The sequence below is a fragment of the Pseudarthrobacter sp. TE3704 genome, assembly GCF_056279405.1.
The window spans coordinates 18086-34519 of sequence record NZ_JBWCCJ010000008.1 but is presented as its reverse complement, the minus strand read 5'-3'; the positions used below and the strand labels follow the sequence as shown (position 1 = coordinate 34519).

The following is a 16434-nucleotide window of genomic DNA, read 5'->3' as shown; positions in this document are numbered from 1 at the left end:
GCGCGGCAGAGGAACGCTACTTCGCCGCGTCAGCCAGCTTCTGCCGGAAGTCCGCCTGCGTGGACAGCGTGAGCTTTTCCCCGTTCAGGAAAAAGGTGGGCGTACCGCTCACGCCCAGCGCCTTGCCGTCGGCGATGTCGGCCAGGATCCGGTCCTCGGTCTTCTGGTCGGCCACCGCGGCGTCGAACAGGGCAAGATCGAGCCCCAGCTCCTGGGCATAAGTGCGGAACAACGGCGCCTGCGACTGCTGGCTTCCCGCCCACTGGGACTGCGTTTCAAACAGCCTGTTGGCCATCTGCTGGTACTGGCCCTGCTGCCCGGCCGCCTCGGCGGCCAGGGCAGCCTGCCCGGAATTCGGGTGCATCGACAACGGGAAATGCCGGTGGACGAACGTGATCCGGTCTCCGAACTCCACCTTGAGCTGCTCCACCACGGGATGGATGGAGCCGCAGGACGGGCACTCGAAGTCGAGGAACTCCACCAGCTGGGCTTTCTCCACCGAGGGCATGGTAAGCCGGTGGCTGTCCGCCCGGACCAGCTGCTCCGAGCCGGGGACCGGCGGGGCGGCCTGCTGCGGCTTCCCGGCTCCGAAGAAGGCATACCAGGCGACGCCGCCTGCCACGACGAGGGCCAGGACGATCCAGATGATTGTCCTGACGAGGCGTGCGGCATCACGGGGAGGAGCAGGGTTTGAGACCATAACCCGCATCCTAACCGAGCCGGCAGGCTGCCCTTGCCCAAGCGCCGCGCAACTTTGGCAGGAAGTTGACCAGACGTGGCCGATTTCCGCCAGCCTGCAGCTCCCGCGCCCGGATACATTGGCTTCATGCCGTCAACCACCCCCGCCAGCACATCCGTTCCCGCACCTGCCGGCCAGGCCGCCCCACTGAAGGCGCTGGGCGTGGCAGCGATGGTGGTTACCGTGGTGCTGTGGGCATCTGCCTTCGTAGGAATCCGGGCCATCGGTCCGCACTTCTCCCCAGGCTCCCTGACGCTTGGCAGGCTGGCGATCGCCGCCGTCGTACTGTCCCTGCTGGTCCTGCCGCAACTCCTGAAGAGCCGGCACCTGCCCAAGGGGCGCGAGTGGTGGCCCATCCTTGCGTACGGCGTGATGTGGTTCGGCGGGTACAACGTGGCGCTGAACGCCGCCGAACATGTCCTGGACGCGGGCACCAGCGCTTTGCTGATCAACGTCAACCCCATCCTGGTGGCCATCATGGCAGGCATCTTCCTGAAGGAAGGCTTTCCCAGGTGGCTGCTGATCGGAAGCACCGTGGCGTTCGCCGGGGTTGCGCTGATCGCCCTGGGATCCGGGCAGGGGGCGGCGTCCGGGCCGGGAACCATGCCGGTGTCCGGCGGAGGGGAAAGCACGACGGCGGAGATGGCGGGTGTGGCGCTTTGCCTCCTGGCCGCCGTACTCGCCGCGGTCAGCGTCATCATCCAGAAGCCTGTCCTGCGGAAGTTCCCCGCGGCCCAGGCCACGTGGTTCGGGATCCTGGTGGGTGCGGTCTGCTGCCTGCCCTTCGCAGGGCAACTGGCAGCCGAGGTGCAGGCCGCCCCGCCCGGGGCGACGGCCGGGCTGGTGTATCTGGGGATCTTCCCCACCGCCATCGCCTTTACCACCTGGGCCTACGCCCTCTCACTCATTGACGCGGGCAAACTCGCCGCCACCACCTACCTGGTGCCCGGCACCACGGTCCTGATTTCGTGGCTCCTGCTGGGAGAAATCCCCACTGCCCTGGGCCTGGTGGGCGGCCTCATCTGCCTGGTGGGAGTCAGCCTCACCCGGCGCCGTTCACGCCCGGGCGGCGGGCACAAGGCGCGGATCCGGCAGGGGCACGTTCGGGACTAAAGTCGAGGTATGCCTGCCAGCCTCCCGCCCGGCCTCCCCATCATTCCGGAGGGCCCCCACGAACCGCTCGGCTTCAGGATGTCCGCCGACGACTTCGAAGCCGCGGTGTTAGATGCCCTGGACAGCATCCCGGACAAGCTGGCCCGCGCCATGGACAACGTGGCCGTGTTCATCGAGGACGACTACGTGCCGGGGCCGGGTGAGGACCCGGACACAGTCCTGCTGGGAGTTTATGAAGGCGTGCCCCTCACCGAACGGGATTCCTGGTGGGACGCCGGCTCGCTGCCGGACCGGATCACCATCTTCCGGGAACCCATCCTGGAGATCTGTGCGTCCCGGGAGGACGTCATCCACGAAGTGGCGGTGACAGTGGTCCATGAGATCGCCCACCACTTCGGCATTTCGGATGACCGGCTGCATGAGCTGGGCTGGGGCTAGCCTTGTAGGCATGGGACACGACCACAGCCACACGCACGGCATCACCGCCACCGGGCGGCACCGGAAACGGCTCGTAGCCGTGCTGTCGATCACTCTCGCCGTGGTCCTGGTCCAGGTTGTGGGCGCCATCCTGTCCGGTTCCCTGTCCCTGCTGGCTGACGCCGGGCACATGCTGTCGGACGCGGCCGGCGTAACCATTGCCCTGCTCGCATCCTGGATCGCCGGCCGGCCAGCCAGCGACCAGCGCACGTACGGGTACCAGCGGGCCGAAGTCCTCGCTGCACTGGCCAACGCGCTGATCCTGATCGTGATCTCCGTGGTCATCTTTTCGGAGGCAATCCGGCGGATCGGGGCCGCCCCGGAAGTGCAGACCGACATCATGCTGTTCGCGGCCATCCTCGGCGCCATCGCGAACATCGTGTCACTGCTGATCCTGCATGGCGCCCATCATGAAAGCCTGAACGTGCGCGGCGCCTACCTGGAGGTCCTGGGCGACCTGCTGGGCTCCTTCGCCGTCATCGCCGCGGCCGTGGTGATCATGCTGACCGGATTCAACGCCGCGGATACCATCGCGTCCGTGGTGATCGCCCTGCTGATCCTTCCCCGGGCCTGGAGCCTGCTGCGCGACGTGGTGGATGTGCTGCTGGAAGCCAGCCCCAAGGGCGTGGAGGTGCAGATGATCCGTGAGCACATCCTGTCCGTGGACGGGGTCACCGACGTGCACGATATCCACATCTGGACCATCACGTCCGGCGTGCCGGTCTTTTCCGCCCATGTGGTGGTGGAGGACGGGGTGCTCAACGCCCGCGGCGCCGACCAGCTGCTGGACAAGCTCATCACCTGCCTGGGCTCGCATTTCGACACCGACCACTGCACCTTCCAGCTGGAACCTGCGAGTCATTCCGAGCACGAGGCGCACCAGCACGCGTAGTTCTTCAAACGGCCAGTTCGGCAACACGGCTGGTGCGGCTCAGCTCAGGACGTCCTTGGTGACCATCCGCCCGTACGCGAGCGCCCCGAACACGGTGATGTAACCGGCCTGCAGCAGCGCGTTGCTGGCGAACGTGTCCCACAGGACCGGCTGGCGGAGCATGTCGCCAAAGCCGAACCAATAGTGGCTAAACAGCCATGGGTGCAGCCACTCCAGCTGGGGCAGCTGGTCCAGGACCTGGGACACCACCGAGACCACCACGGTGGCGGCCATCGCGCCAACCGGGACCACGGTCAGGGTTGAGAGGAACAGCCCGATGGCGGACAGGCCTGCCAGGGACACCGCAAGGTAGGCGGCAATCAGGAGAATGCGGACGGCAGCTTCCGGCGGCTGGATCACGTCGCCGGACAGCAGTGTCACCGGCCCTACCGGAAACAGCGCCGCGCCGATGGCCGCACCGGCAACGGCCACGGTGAGGGGTGCCACCAGGCAGAATGCGAGCGCCCCCGCGTACTTGACCAGCAGCAGCCGCACCCGCCCGGCAGGTGCAACCAGCAGGTACCTCAGCGTTCCCAGGTTCGCCTCGCCCGCAATCGTGTCCCCGGCAACCACCCCCACCGTAAGCGGCAGGAACAAGGGGACCGAAACCAGCATCGCGGTAAAGGCGACGAACAGGCCGTTCTGGCTGATCCGGTCAAGGAAAGCAGGGCCACGGCCCGGCGGGACGGAGGAGGACACCCGCACCGCAACGGCCACCAGCACAGGTATGGCCGCGAGCGCCAGCAACAGCGCCCAGGTGCGGCGGCGCGCAAACAACACTCTCAGTTCAGACAGCATCAGTGAAAACGCGGACCCGCGGGGCACCCCGGCCGGTCGTAAGGCCACTCCCGGGACGTCCGCCGGGACACTACTGGGCAACGTCGAACCCCTCCCCCGTCAAGGCAACAAAACGGTCTTCCAGGCTTTCGCGTTCGACGGCAAATCCCCTGACCCGGACCCCCGCCGCCACCAGGTGCCCCACAATGTCCTCCGGAAGGCGGCCGTCAGCACCACCTCCAGGGGAGGCCAGGTCAGCCAGGAGGATCTCGCCGTCGGCCTGGACGCCGCCTGCCTCCACTTCCAGGCCAAGCCCGGCCAGGACCGGACGGGCCGCCCCGGCGTCAGGTGTCAGCAGCCTGATCCGGGCGCTGCCCGCCCTCCGCAGGTCGGCCAGCGGCCCCTGCGCCACCAGCCGGCCGGCACTCATGACGGCGGCGTGCGTGCACATCTGCTCCACCTCCGCCAACAGATGGCTGGAGACAAAGACAGTGGCGCCGTCGTGGGCCAGAGACCGGACCAGGTTGCGTACTTCGCGGGTGCCCTGCGGGTCCAGCCCGTTGGTCGGCTCGTCCAGGACCAGCAGGTCCCGGTGGGACAGCAGGGCGTTGGCGATGCCCAGCCGCTGCTTCATGCCCAGCGAGTAGGCGTGGACCTTTTTTCCTGCTGCGTGCGACAACCCCACACGTTCCAGGGCCCGGTCCACCCTGGCCTTGCGTGTGGACGGCACGGTGTGGCGGCCGGCGGCGTCCAGGCGGTGGAGGTTGGCCGCTCCGGACAGAAAGGGGTAGAACGCCGGCCCCTCCACCAGCGCGCCCACCCGGGGAAGCACGTCCTGGAACCGGCGCGGCATGTTCATCCCCAGCAGGTTGACCGTTCCCGCCGACGCCGCCGCCAGGCCCAGCAGCATCCGGATGGTGGTGGTCTTGCCGGACCCGTTGGGGCCCAGGAACCCGAACACTGAGCCGGGCGGCACGGCAAGATCCACGGCGTCCACCGCAACCTGCTGGCCGAAACGCTTCGTCAGGCCCTGCGTCTCGATGGCCAGTCCGTCAGTCCCGGGGCGGGAGCTTCCGCCCGCAGGGTTCACGGAACCGCCGACGCGGCTGCCTGCAGCCTGTCCGGCGGCACCATGCCCGCAAAGATGCGGCCGTCGTCGGTGATGAGAACGTTGAAGAGCGTGGTGGACAGCAGCCGCCCGCCCGGTACGACGACGGCGGCCTGGGACAGGAGTGGATCCTTCAGCAGGGAGCCGGCGAGACTACCGCCCGCTGCCGCGGCAGGGATTTCCACAACAGTTTCCCAGCCCTTCCCCGTCACTGTGGGCGGGGCCGGATGCTGGTGGATGCCGTCCGGATGCTGGTGGATGGCATCCAGTTGGTCCGGGGTGATCATCATGCCAGGGTTGCGGATGCCGGGCGGCCACCCGGTGGCCGGAACCTGCAGTTCCTCCACGGTGCTGCCCGGTGGCGGGACGAAGGTGAAGAGCGAATCGTCCGGTGCTTGAAGGGAAAGGCTGGTGAACCCGGCACGGAAGGACGGCGAGTCCGCACCGCGTGCGGTCACCTGGACGGACAGCGGCATTCCGGTTTCCCCGTCCACCGCGATGGCCACGTTGCCCACCAGGGTGGCGTCCGTGCGCGGCTCAAGTATCAGGTTGTAGGCTGCGCGTCCGGCCACTTCCACGTCGTCCCCGACCCGCACCGCGGTGGTGGGGTCCACCTTGGCCAGCAGGTGCTCGGCGAGTTCCTGGGGCGTGGCTGGCATGGCGCCGTCCGGTATCGCGTGGTCCGGCATTGACTGGTCCGGTACAGCAGGCTCCGGTACAGCCGGCACCGTTGCAGGCTGGTCCGGGGGCGGACTTCCCGGAAGTCCGGGATCAACAAGCGGCAGGTCGCGGGCGAATGCCGGCAGGGTCAGGTGCGCTGCGGAGTTGTCCCTGGAGGAGTAGAACCACAGGTCGCTGTCCCGGCGGATGATGTCGCGTTCAGCCAGCCGGTCCATGACCTGGATGCGGACCTTGGTTTTACCGTCCATGTAGACCCGTGCGGTGTGCCCTCCGGAGAGCAACTCGAACACCGAGGCTGCGCCGCCGGCAGATGCGGGTCCTGAGCTGGGCCCGGCAGCGGGCAGCTCCGGCAGGCCAAGGTCGGAGGACTGCTCGATGGTGCCCGAGAACGAGTGCGGTTTGTGCCCTCCGTCGTGCCCGCCGAGCAGCGCCAGGACTTCAGCGGGAGTCTTGGCGGGCAGGGGATCACCGGCCCGCGCCGGAATGGTCCCCGCCAGGACGCCGGCGGCGATTACTGCAGGTGCTGCCACGGCAGGCACCCACCGCAGCCATGCACGCCTGGTGCCGGGCGTACTCCGCCGGTTGAATCTGCCGCCGGAGCCCATGATGTCGGAGCCCATAGCTCAAGGGTACGCCTGCAACGGCGGGTAGACACGCGCTCCAATCCCCCACCTTCGGGGCTTCCGGAAGGTCACGCAGGCACTACTGTCCCCGCCCCGCCGTCGACCGTTATTCTCTCCCCCGTGGCGATCCTGGCCGTGGCATCCGGCACCCCCACCACGGCAGGAATGCCGTATTCCCGCGCCACCACGGCACCATGGGAATTCGGACCGCCCATTTCCATCACCAGCCCGCCCGCCGTCAGGAACAGCGGCGTCCAGCCGGGGTCCGTGGACGGGGCAACCAGGATTTCGCCGGGTTCCAGGTGGGCGCCCACCGGGTCCAGGATGACCCGGGCGGCAGCGGTAACGGACCCGGCCGACGCGGGGCTTCCCGCCAGCGCGCCGGCAACAGTGCTTTCCGCTGCAGGCCGGAGTGCCTCGGGTTCCGTGCCGTCCGAAAGCAGCACCCGGGGAATGTGCCGCCGCCCGAGTTCCCGGGCGTACGCCTCGCGCCGTTCCGCCACAAGGTTCCGTATGTCTCCGGCTTCGGCTGTTGTGCCCGTGCCGCCAGTTTCGCCCGTGCCTGCCTGCCGGGTTACTGCCGTCCGGGCTTCGTCGAAGTCGAGGAAGAAGATGTCGTCCGGCTGCCCGAGGACGCCGGCGGCGGTGAGCGCGCTGCCCACGTGCAGGAGTTGCCGGCGGACTTCGGCGAGGCCCAGCACCAGCTGGTACTTGGGCAGCTCCCGGAGCCCGGCGAACAGCCGCGCCCTGCGCAGGGCTCCGCGGACCAACACGGCGTGGACGGCGCTGCGGGCCCGGGCCTGTGCGAGGAGGCGTTCCACCTGCGCGTCGGCAGCCTCTGCCGCCTTGCTGAACTGGACGTCGGGGGCAAGCCCAGGATCCTCCAGCCGGAGATAGTTGGCCAGGACCCCAAGGATGTGGGCAGGGTCATCGGACCAGCGGGGCATCCCGACGTCGATCTCGGCAACGGCGCGGTGCCCGTAACGGTCCAGGAACCTGGTGAGGCCGGCCTCCAGGCGTGGCGGCACGCGTCCGGCCAGGAACTCCCGGGCCAGGCGGGACGGGTCCTGGGTCAACAGGGCCGCGCTGGATTCGGCGTCGTCCCTGATGGCCGCGGCCAGGTGCCACAGCTCAAGGTCCATTTCGGTGGTCACGTTGTTGGGCAGGCCGCGGAGCACCGGCTGAAGTTCGTCCCACCGGTTCCCGCCCAGCAGTTTGCCTGCCACGGCCAGCATGGCGAATCCCAGCGCCGGCAACGGCAGGATGGCGGGAACGATCGCGAACAAGCGCGTCTGCAGGAGCCTTTCGGCGTGGTCGAGGCGTTCCCCGGCTCCGGTGTCACCCGGCAGCGCCAGCGCGGCGTCGAATTGGGCCGTGAACCTCTTCATCCGCCGGAGGGCAGCAGCAGGCCGGACCAGTCCGCGGAGGACCGATTCCGGAGCTTTGGCGCGGGCCGCTGCGGGCACGACGTGGCGGAGCAGCCCCCAGGGGGTCCTGCGCGTCACGGAAAAGGCCGGATCGTCGAAAAGTTGCCGCAGGACGGTGGCGGAGCGGGCCTCCATGATGTCGAAGACGCGGGGCAGGATCTGCCGGCCCACGGTGCTCCGCAGTGGAGTGGTGGCGTCGATGTAGATGCGCTGTCCGGCTTCGGCATAGGGGGACGGTCCGCGCCGCGGGTCGGGAACCCGGAAGCCTGCCGCGCCGGCGACCGAGGAAGCGATGAGCCTCAGGGCGGCGCGTCCCATCGGCGTCAGGGGACGGGTCAGGCCCTGGGCAAGGCTGAAGCAGAGGTACGCCCTGGTGCCGCCGGTGTTGCCGTTGCTGTTGGCCTGGTTGGTTCCGTTCCGTGCAGGGACCGGATACAGCGTGGTGATGGGCCTTGACTGCGTCAGCCACGGGGTGCCGTTATGGTCGATGGCCCACTCGATGTCCTGCGGCGCACCGAAATACTGCTCTGCCTGCTGTCCCAGGCGGGCCAGTCCGGTCGCCTGGGCGTCGGAAAGGCAGGAAGAATCCGGCGCGGGTGGCAGGTCAACGGTCTCGGTCCCGCCGCCGGGAAGGGCCAGGACAGCTACCCGTTTGTCGCCCAGTTTCCGCTCGACAACCCGGCCGGCAGCGGCGTCCACGACGTAATGGTCCGGATTGACCGCCCCTGAAACCACCGCTTCGCCCAGGCCCGGGCTGGCATCGATGACGGCGTGTCCCCTGCGTCCGGTCACAGGGTTGGCGGTGAACAGGACGCCTGCGGCTTCCACGTCCACCATCTGCTGGACAACCACTGCCAGGGCCACGTCGTCAGGATCAATCCCGAGGCTGGCCCGGTAGGCGGTGGCCCGGTCCGTCCACAGCGAAGCCCAGCACTTCCGGACTGCTTCCAGGACGGGACCCGCGCCCACCACGTGGAGGTAGGTGTCCTGCTGCCCGGCAAAGCTGGCGAAGGGAAGGTCTTCCGCTGTGGCCGAGGACCTTACCGCCACGGGCACCTCCGGCCCAAGGCTGTTGTAGGCCTGTTCCACCGCGGCGGCTATGCCGGCCGGAATGGGTGCCTCCTGGATGGCGCTGCGCGCAGCAGCCGCCAGGCCGGCAAGCGCAGGCAGCTCAGGAGTACCACTTCCGGAGCGCGGCTTCAGGGCGGCATGGATCCCGGCGAGCGCCGGGAGCAGGTTGTGCGGGGCGCCGGTGATGTGCCGGTAGGCATCAGTGGTGAGGCAAAAGCCGTGCGGCACCGGCAGCCCGGCTGCCATCAGCCCGCCCAGGTTGGCGGCCTTGCCTCCCACGAGGGCGAGCATTCCGGCATCAAGAGAGCGCAGGTTCCGGACCAGGCCGTCACCGGTGCTCTCCCCAGCCTCCTCCGGCCGTTGCATGTGCGTGCCTTCCCTGGTGGCCGGGTGCCTGCCGTCTTAGGCGGCGTCGCCGAGGATCGGCCCGAAGCGGGCGCGGTCGGCGAGGCGGGGGTCTTCGCGGTCCGGAACCACCATCACCGGGCCCTTGGCATGGTGGAGCACGCCGTCGGAGGTTGACCCCAGGAGCATCCCGGTGAACCCGCCGCGGCCGCGGGTACCCACCACCACAAGCTCAACGTGCCTGCTTTCCCCAACCAGCACGTCCACGGGCGAGCCGTCCCGCAATTCCGACTCCGCCGGAAGGCCGGGGTAATGGCTCCGCAGCCAGGACATGCCGGCGTCCAGCGTTACCTGGATGTCCGCGAAGAGGGCCTTGCGGTCCATCGGAGCGGGAACCCAGGCGAGCGATCCGCTGTACTGGGGCACCGCGCACACCACACGCAAGGCCGCGCCCAGCCGCTCAGCCTGGTCTGCAGCTTCCAGCACGGCAACCCGTGCCTGTTCCGAGCCGTCAACGCCGACCACCACCACGTTCTCCACGCGCTGGTGACCTGCCTTGGCCTGTTCAGCCTTGATGCGCCGGTCCTCGGTTGTTTCACCCAACCGGTCCGAACAGATCAGCGGCACCGTCACCGTCGGGCATTTGGCGTGCGCGGGCAGGGCGCTGCTCACCGAGCCAAGGAGCCGGCCCACGAAGCCGCCCCGGCCCCTGGTGCCGAACACCAGCAGTTCCGCGGTTTCGGACATCTCCAGCAATACTCCGGAGGCATCGCCGTTCTCCACGGAGGAGCTCACCTGGATGTCGTACCCGGCAACTTTTGCAAGTGCTTGCTTGACGATGGCCTCTGCACCTTCGCGGATCACGGAGTCATCCACGGTGGCGTAGCCGCCGTCAAGGCCGGACGCAGCGAAGATGGGCACGGAGTATGCCGTGACGATGTGCAACGGACGACGCCGGCGCTGGGCCTCGCGTGCTGCCCACACCAGGGCGCACTGGCCATGGTCCGAACCATCAACGCCCACAACGATTCCATCGGGCGCGGCAGAAGTGCCACCACCGTCCCGTGCCGGGTCCGGATGCAACTCTCGTGCGCCCATGGGGCCGCCTCCTTGCGCTACTGCCTGATATTGCGGCTATTCTGCCAGAAGCCTGGCGTTCCCCAAGCACCCGGCCGGCAGCCGCAGCCGCCCGGGAAACAACCGGCCTCCACTTCTCACTATTCTCCGTCCGCTGTGCCATAGCAAGCCTGTTCAGGCCACGGAAGCGCAGGTTATCCACAAGATTTCCACAGGCTCAGGGCAGTGCTGCGGAAAGCGCGTTCACCTGCAGAAGAATGTTTGCGTTTTGGGCTATGCCTGACCCGGATTGTTCTGTAGTCTTCAGGACATTGTTGGTCCGGGACGCCTGCTGCCACTTCTCGTCAGGGCTGCCCGCCAACGTGCTGCGGCCGGACTTTGGGGGATACGGAACGCGCGCCGGCGAGGACGCCGGCACCTGCCGAAACTTTCGAAGGAGGGAAACTGTAGTGTCAAGCATGCCTGGGAGTGCCGGGACCGAACAGACCACCACCGTGATCATTGGCACGGGTCTCTCCGGCCTGGCCGTTGCCGCCGAACTGCGCCGCCGCGGCATTGACTCCATCGTGGTGGACGGGCTCGACATACTGGGCGCGGCCCAGCCTGCCAACACAGCTTCACTGCAGCGCTGCGATGCAGCGGACTCCGCCACCCTCCGGGAACGGAACGAGATCCTCCGGCACCTGCGCAACTACGCCGCCAGCCACCACGTGGACGTGCGGAACACCACCCGCGCCGTCCAGCTGACCATGGTGGAGCCCTCCCCGGCCGACGCTGCCGGCCCACAGTGGGAAGTCCACACCCCCACCGGCATCCTGGTGGCAGACCACATCGTCCTCACCCGCTGCGCCCACAGCCAGCTCCGGCGGATGATCAATGACTTCGGGATCGCCGTCGGACGCAACCTTGCCGCCGCCATGCGGGCCATCGGCATCTACCTCGTGGGCGTTGGCGAGCTCATCACGCCGTCACCCAAGGAAGTCCTCCGCCAGGCAAAAACGGTTGGCCAGGCCATCTCCGCCAAGGTCCACCCGGACAGCACGGCCTTCCCGCCGACGGGAAGCTTTGCAATCCTGCCCTGCTAGGGATCCAGCCCTGCCAGTGATCCTGTCCTGCCGGTACGGCTATTTCCCGTCCGGCTGCTCTTCGCCGCCGGCGGACAGACGCCGCTTCGCCAGGATTGCCAGCACCGCGAGCAGGCCCACGGCCACCGCGGCGAAAATGACGATGCTCCATTGGAACGGCTCCCCGGAGTTTGCCGGCACGGACGGTTCCGCGGTGACACCAGGCTCAGCGGTGCCCATCCCCGGAACTGTTGCGGCCGCCGTCGGGGTTGTTGCCTGGCCCGTTGCCGGGGTTGTTGCCTGGCCCGTTCCCTCCGCTGCGCCGGCCGCCGTGAAGCCGAACGTGCCTTCGATGGGGTGGGAATCGGAACTGACCACCCGCCACGACACCGTGTATTCACCGGCCGGGCCGCCCGCCCGGAGTTTCTGCGACGCCACGTTGTCCACGATCTCCACGGGCCCGTCGGCCCATTCGGCGCCCGAGGCGTCCTTGACCGAGAAGGAGGCGCCGATGCCGAGCGGTTTATTGCTGAAGGTGACCGACACCTGCGCGGGCGGGCTCGGCAGGGACGCCCCCTGGGCCGGGTTGCTGGACTCGGCGGCGTCGTGGGCAGCGGCCGGGCCGGCAAAGCCCAGCAGGGCTCCGGCAAAAACGAGGGACCCGAGCAAGAGGCTCAGCAATTGGCGGCGGATAAAACGCATGCGGGACTGCTCCTTGTGTTGGCTTCCTTACAGACTAGGGGAATTTGCGGGCCCTCCCGCCGTCACACCCATAGGATTCAGGTATCCCCACAGACTTCCCCGGAGGACTAATGCTTAAGCAAGGCTCTGCCCTGGACCGGTATTTCAAGATCACCGAGCGCGGCTCCAACCTTTCCCGCGAGATCCGGGGCGGCTTCGCCACGTTCTTCGCCATGAGCTACATCGTGGTGCTGAACCCCCTGATCCTTTCCGGCCCGGACTCGAGCGGCAACACCCTGGGCTTTCCCGCGGTTGCAGCGGTCACGGCCTTCGTGGCGGGCATCCTCACCATCCTGATGGGCGCGTGGGCAAAGCATCCCTTCGCGCTGGCCACCGGCCTTGGCGTTAACGCCTTTGTTGCCGTCACCGTGGCCACCAACCCGGGACTGACGTGGCCGGACATGATGGGCCTGGTGGTCCTCTCCGGCGTCACCATGCTGATCCTGGTCCTTACCGGGTTCCGTACGGCCGTCTTCAAGGCCGTGCCGGACGGGATCAAGACCGCCATCGTGGTGGGCATCGGCCTGTTCATCGCGCTGATCGGGCTTGTGAACGCCGGCTTTGTCCGTCGCATCCCCGACGTTGCCGGCACCACCGTTCCGGTGGGCCTGGGTTTTGACGGCAAGCTCCTGGGCTGGCCCACCGCCGTCTTTGTGTTCGGACTGGTCCTGACCATCGCCCTGGTGGTGCGCAAAGTCAAAGGTGCCATCCTGATCGGCATCATCACCTCCACGGTCATCTCGGTGATCCTCGAACTCACCCTGCACATCGGACCCAGCGTGGTTCCCGGCAAGGAATTCAACCCGCAGGGCTGGTCCCTGGTGGCCCCGGCGTTCTCGGAATGGGCCGCCCCTGACCTCTCCCTGATCGGCAAGGCAAACCCGTTCGGCGCCTTCGACAACCTGGGCTTCGTGGCCGCAACCCTGCTGGCCTTCGTCATCCTGCTCAGCATCTTCTTTGACGCGATGGGCACCATGGTGGGCCTGGCGAACGAAGCAGGCACGGTGGACGAGCACGGCAACATTCCCAACGTGGACCGGGTCCTCCAGGTGGACGCGCTGGGCGCGATCGTGGGCGGCGGCGCCTCCGTGTCCTCCAACCAGATTTACGTGGAAGCCGGCGCGGGCATCGGCGAAGGTGCACGCACCGGCATCGCCTCGATCGTGACCGGACTGCTGTTCCTGGTGGCCATGTTCTTCACCCCGCTCATCAACCTGGTCCCGTTCGAAGCCGTCGCCCCCGCCCTTGTGGTGGTGGGCTTCATGATGGTGTCCCAAGTAGGCAAGATCGACTGGCAGGACTGGGGCATCGCCATCCCGGCCTTCCTCACCTTCACCCTCATGCCTTTCACCTACTCCATCGCCAACGGCCTGGGCGCCGGATTCATCGCGTACGTGCTGATCCGCACTGTCCAGGGCAGGGTCAAGGACATCCATCCACTGATGTGGGCTGTGGCAGGAGCCTTCCTGCTGTTCTTCGCGGTGGGTCCCATCGAGGCCGCCCTGGGGATGTAGCCCGTTCCCCGCCTATACCGGGGTGTTGGGGGCCAGCCCTTCGTCCCCTGAAACGGCACGGGCCTTCTTTTCACGAAGCCGGTCCAGCCGGTTCATCAGGGGCGAGGTGGTGGCGCCGTGGATTACGATGGACAGTGCCACCACCAGTCCCACGAAGGCCCACAGCCACTCTGCCTGGCCGCCGAACTGCCCTTTTCCGAGGGCGTAGGCGAGGTAATACAGGGAACCGATCCCGCGGATGCCGAAGAAGGACAGGGCGATCCGCTCACGCGGGCCGGTCTTCCCGCCCAGCAGCCCCACCCAGCCCGCCAGCGGGCGCACCACCAGCAGGAATGCCAGCGCCACAAGCACCTCGGCCAGTCCGATGCCGGCCAGCAGTCCGCGGGCAATGGCGCCGCCGAGCAGGACCAGGATCACCACCGTCAGGAGCCGCTCCAGCTGCTCCACATAGGAATGGAGCACCCGGTGGTAGCCGTGCGTATGCTCTGCGGCCCGGATGGTGACTGCGCAGACGAACACCGCGATGAAGCCGTAGCCCTCCACCATCTCCGTCAGCCCGTACGCCAGGAACGTCGCGGCGAGGGCAACGAAGCCCTCCGAGTGGTTGGACAGCCGGAGGCTTTCTTTCCGTGCCGAGAAGAAGAGCCGGCCCAGCAGTTTGCCCATCAAGAAGCCCAACAGCAGGCCGATGGCCAGCCGCCACAGGACGTCCACCCCGAACCATTCCAGAAACCACGAGGACGGGGACGATCCAGCAATGCTGATGGCGATGGCCAGGTAGACGAAGGGGAACGCCAGTCCGTCATTGAGGCCGGCCTCCGAGGTGAGGCCGAACCGCACCTCATCCTCCTTGTTGGCGCCGTCGTCGTGGTCTGCCGGCTCCCCCACCTGCACCTCAGACGCCAGGACGGGGTCCGTGGGAGCCAGGCTGGAGGCCACCAGCAGTGCAGCGCCGAGGCCCAGGCCCAGGAACCATAGCCCCAGCAAGGTCAACGCGACAATGCACAGCGGCATGGCGATCCCCAGGAGCCGCCACGTTGTGGACCACCCCTTGCGGCCGACCGGCCGGTCAAGGGCCAGCCCCGCGCCCATCAGGGAGATGATGACGCAGATTTCGGCGAGGTGCAGGACGAAGTCGCCATGAACCACTGGGTCCGGATCGGGAAGCGTCGGGATCAGGGCGAACACACCCATTCCGGCTCCGAGGAAGACCATCGGCATCGAAAACGGCATGTTGCGCAACAGCTTGGGCAGCACCGCGGCGATGAACACCGCCACGCCGGCGGCGGCAAACAGGAGGTTGGGGGCTTCAAACATGCGTGCTCTCCGGACTGTTCATTGCGCCCGTCCGGCGCAGGCAAACGTTCTGCGGTCCCAAACGGGATTGCTCCACCATAGCCCCTGCCGTTTTGCAGGGGGTTCTTGGATTCCAGACACGACGACGGCGGCGCTGCTGGTTTTCGCCGCCTGCATGCGGTGAGCTTGAGGCATGCCTGCCGTGAGCCCCGCCGTCGATGTCCCGCCCCAGCCCTGGACGGGAAGGTTCGACGGGGACGGGCCGGAGCACCGCCGCTGGTGGCAGGCTGTGGCAGAGTACGGGCAAGCAGGACCGGGGGCACTCCCCGGCGCCGGCGGCGACGGCCAAGGCGCCCGTGACGCTCCCAAACCCGTGGCCCTGCTGGGCTTTGCCAGCGACGAAGGGGTGCGCCGGAACAAGGGCCGCACCGGCGCGTCCGCGGCACCCGCCGCCCTGCGGAAGGCCCTGGGTCCCTTGGCGTTCCACCTGGACCGCACCATCGCGGACGCAGGTGACGTTGTGGTGTCCGGCGGCGACCTGGAAGACGGCCAGGAACGCGCAGGACATGCGGTGACAGAGTTGCTCGACGCCGGGCACTTGACCGTGGTGCTGGGCGGCGGCCACGAAACGGCCTACGCAAGTTACCTTGGCGTCCGTGCCTCCCAGGCAGTCCAGGGTGGCCAGCGGCTGGGCGTGCTGAACCTCGATGCCCACTTTGACCTTCGGGACGAGCACGTTCCCAGCTCGGGGACACCATTCCTCCAGATGGCAAAGGCAGAAGCTCGCGCTGGGCGGGACTTCCGGTACGCCGTGGTGGGTATCTCCGAAGCCAACAACACCAAGGCGCTTTTCGACACCGCAGGGCGGCTGGGCGTGCGTTACCTCCTGGACGAGGACTGCGAGGCGGAGCGGGTCCGGGCTTTCGTGGCCTCCTTCCTGGCAGACATCGACGTCCTGTACCTGACCATCGACCTGGACGTGCTTCCCGCGGCAGTGGCTCCGGGAGTCAGTGCCCCCGCCGCCTTCGGCGTGCCGCTGCCCGTCATCAGCGCCGTCTGCCGCCAGGTGGCCTGGAGCGGCAAACTCCTCCACCTGGACTTTGCGGAACTCAACCCCACGTTCGACGTCGACGGCCGGACAGCGAAGGTTGCGGCGCGGCTGCTGGACACTTTGCTGCGCTGAACGCGGCCGCAGTTCCCCACGGATTTCATCGAATGGTAAGCATGCTGTCTATCATGAAGATGAAAATACCTGCTGGAAGGAGAGTGCCAATGCGGCGTCACACGTTAGTGGCCGTCCTGCTGGCCGGGGTGATGCTGGTTGCCGGTTGCGGGACCTACCCGGCGGACCCGCAGGACACGCTGGAGAAAGTCCGCGGCGGTACCCTTCGCGTGGGCGCCAGCCCGAACGGTGACTGGGTGCGGATTTCCGGGTAGGACACCACCGGAA

At 67.8% G+C, this 16434-nt stretch carries 15 protein-coding genes; 7 read left to right on the top strand and 8 right to left on the bottom strand.

Annotation, left to right across the window (positions count from 1 at the left end):
* Positions 1-16 precede the first annotated feature (16 nt).
* Positions 17-700, bottom strand: coding sequence for a DsbA family protein (locus tag ACZ9BC_RS18955; protein WP_476247295.1), 684 nt, complete (start codon positions 698-700; stop codon positions 17-19).
* 126 nt (positions 701-826) lie between these two features.
* On the opposite strand from ACZ9BC_RS18955, the gene ACZ9BC_RS18950 reads away from it, so the two are divergent.
* The 3 genes from ACZ9BC_RS18950 to ACZ9BC_RS18940 are packed head-to-tail and all read left to right on the top strand — an operon-like array spanning position 827 to position 3221.
* Positions 827-1852: a DMT family transporter gene (locus ACZ9BC_RS18950; RefSeq protein ID WP_476247294.1), complete on the top strand. Its 1026-nt coding sequence runs from the start codon at positions 827-829 to the stop codon at positions 1850-1852.
* Between the two features lie 9 nt (positions 1853-1861).
* Positions 1862-2290 carry a metallopeptidase family protein gene (locus ACZ9BC_RS18945; protein ID WP_476247293.1) on the top strand — a complete coding sequence of 143 codons (429 nt, stop codon included), beginning with the start codon at positions 1862-1864 and terminating at the stop codon, positions 2288-2290.
* A gap of 10 nt (positions 2291-2300) precedes the next feature.
* Complete coding sequence (locus ACZ9BC_RS18940) at positions 2301-3221, top strand: cation diffusion facilitator family transporter (RefSeq protein ID WP_476247292.1); 921 nt, start codon at positions 2301-2303, stop codon at positions 3219-3221.
* Positions 3222-3260: 39 nt separating this feature from the next.
* Here the strand turns inward: ACZ9BC_RS18940 and ACZ9BC_RS18935 are convergent, their stop codons facing one another.
* The 5 genes from ACZ9BC_RS18935 to ACZ9BC_RS18915 all read right to left on the bottom strand — a co-directional run bounded on the left by ACZ9BC_RS18935 (position 3261) and on the right by ACZ9BC_RS18915 (position 10390).
* Positions 3261-4058: an ABC transporter permease gene (locus ACZ9BC_RS18935; RefSeq protein WP_115526272.1), complete on the bottom strand. Its 798-nt coding sequence runs from the start codon at positions 4056-4058 to the stop codon at positions 3261-3263.
* A 70-nt stretch (positions 4059-4128) separates the two neighbouring features.
* Positions 4129-5127, bottom strand: a complete 999-nt coding sequence (locus tag ACZ9BC_RS18930; RefSeq protein WP_476247291.1) for an ABC transporter ATP-binding protein — start codon at positions 5125-5127, stop codon at positions 4129-4131.
* Complete coding sequence (locus ACZ9BC_RS18925) at positions 5124-6446, bottom strand: LolA family protein (RefSeq protein WP_476247290.1); 1323 nt, start codon at positions 6444-6446, stop codon at positions 5124-5126. The genes ACZ9BC_RS18930 and ACZ9BC_RS18925 overlap by 4 nt, the downstream gene beginning before the upstream one ends.
* Positions 6447-6517: 71 nt before the next feature.
* The gene (locus tag ACZ9BC_RS18920) at positions 6518-9313 is read right to left on the bottom strand and encodes a PEP/pyruvate-binding domain-containing protein (protein WP_476247289.1); all 2796 of its coding nucleotides are present in this window, start codon (positions 9311-9313) and stop codon (positions 6518-6520) included.
* 36 nt (positions 9314-9349) lie between these two features.
* On the bottom strand, positions 9350-10390 hold the full coding sequence (locus ACZ9BC_RS18915; protein WP_079598389.1) for a universal stress protein: 1041 nt from the start codon (positions 10388-10390) through the stop codon (positions 9350-9352).
* 437 nt (positions 10391-10827) lie between these two features.
* On the opposite strand from ACZ9BC_RS18915, the gene ACZ9BC_RS18910 reads away from it, so the two are divergent.
* Positions 10828-11454 (top strand): NAD(P)-binding protein, encoded by a 627-nt coding sequence (locus ACZ9BC_RS18910; RefSeq protein ID WP_115526275.1) that lies wholly within the window; start codon positions 10828-10830, stop codon positions 11452-11454.
* A gap of 39 nt (positions 11455-11493) precedes the next feature.
* On the opposite strand, the gene ACZ9BC_RS18905 is transcribed toward ACZ9BC_RS18910, so the two are convergent.
* The gene (locus ACZ9BC_RS18905; RefSeq protein WP_476247288.1) at positions 11494-12135 is read right to left on the bottom strand and encodes a copper resistance CopC family protein; all 642 of its coding nucleotides are present in this window, start codon (positions 12133-12135) and stop codon (positions 11494-11496) included.
* 110 nt (positions 12136-12245) lie between these two features.
* Here ACZ9BC_RS18905 and ACZ9BC_RS18900 point away from each other — a divergent pair, with 110 nt between their 5' ends.
* A complete protein-coding gene (locus ACZ9BC_RS18900; RefSeq protein ID WP_476247287.1) occupies positions 12246-13688 on the top strand; it encodes an NCS2 family permease in 1443 nt (480 codons plus the stop codon).
* Between the two features lie 12 nt (positions 13689-13700).
* Here ACZ9BC_RS18900 and ACZ9BC_RS18895 read toward each other — a convergent pair whose 3' ends face one another.
* Entirely contained in the window at positions 13701-15005 is a 1305-nt protein-coding gene (locus tag ACZ9BC_RS18895; RefSeq protein WP_476247286.1) for a cation:proton antiporter, read from the bottom strand.
* A 172-nt stretch (positions 15006-15177) separates the two neighbouring features.
* Between ACZ9BC_RS18895 and hutG the strand changes: the two genes are divergently transcribed.
* Together hutG and ACZ9BC_RS18885 are read left to right on the top strand one after the other, a co-directional pair.
* Positions 15178-16167: a formimidoylglutamase gene (hutG, locus tag ACZ9BC_RS18890; protein WP_476247285.1), complete on the top strand. Its 990-nt coding sequence runs from the start codon at positions 15178-15180 to the stop codon at positions 16165-16167.
* A gap of 89 nt (positions 16168-16256) precedes the next feature.
* Entirely contained in the window at positions 16257-16421 is a 165-nt protein-coding gene (locus ACZ9BC_RS18885) for a hypothetical protein (protein WP_476247284.1), read from the top strand.
* Positions 16422-16434: the final 13 nt, after the last annotated feature.